Annotated in this window: 1 rRNA gene; it reads right to left on the minus strand. The window is 51.5% G+C overall.

Annotation, left to right across the window (positions count from 1 at the left end):
- Window positions 1–977, minus strand: a 16S ribosomal RNA gene (locus K8O68_RS15590); the annotation flags it as partial.

The raw sequence follows: 977 nt of genomic DNA on the forward strand, positions 1-977 counted from the left end.
CTTGTTACGACTTCACCCTAATCATCTGTCCCACCTTAGGCGGCTGGTTCCTAAAAGGTTACCCCACCGACTTTGGGTGTTACAAACTCTCATGGTGTGACGGGCGGTGTGTACAAGGCCCGGGAACGTATTCACCGCGGCATGCTGATCCGCGATTACTAGCGATTCCGACTTCATGTAGGCGAGTTGCAGCCTACAATCCGAACTGAGAATGGCTTTAAGAGATTAGCTTACTCTCGCGAGTTCGCAACTCGTTGTACCATCCATTGTAGCACGTGTGTAGCCCAGGTCATAAGGGGCATGATGATTTGACGTCATCCCCACCTTCCTCCGGTTTGTCACCGGCAGTCTCACCAGAGTGCCCAACTTAATGCTGGCAACTGATAATAAGGGTTGCGCTCGTTGCGGGACTTAACCCAACATCTCACGACACGAGCTGACGACAACCATGCACCACCTGTATCCATGTCCCCGAAGGGAACGTCTAATCTCTTAGATTTGCATAGTATGTCAAGACCTGGTAAGGTTCTTCGCGTAGCTTCGAATTAAACCACATGCTCCACCGCTTGTGCGGGCCCCCGTCAATTCCTTTGAGTTTCAGCCTTGCGGCCGTACTCCCCAGGCGGAATGCTTAATGCGTTAGCTGCAGCACTGAAGGGCGGAAACCCTCCAACACTTAGCATTCATCGTTTACGGTATGGACTACCAGGGTATCTAATCCTGTTTGCTACCCATACTTTCGAGCCTCAGCGTCAGTTACAGACCAGACAGCCGCCTTCGCCACTGGTGTTCTTCCATATATCTACGCATTTCACCGCTACACATGGAGTTCCACTGTCCTCTTCTGCACTCAAGTCTCCCAGTTTCCGATGCACTTCTTCGGTTGAGCCGAAGGCTTTCACATCAGACTTAAAAAACCGCCTGCGCTCGCTTTACGCCCAATAAATCCGGACAACGCTTGCCACCTACGTATTACC

Source organism: Salipaludibacillus sp. CUR1 (genome assembly GCF_021028955.1).
GTDB lineage: Bacteria > Bacillota > Bacilli > Bacillales > Salisediminibacteriaceae > Salipaludibacillus.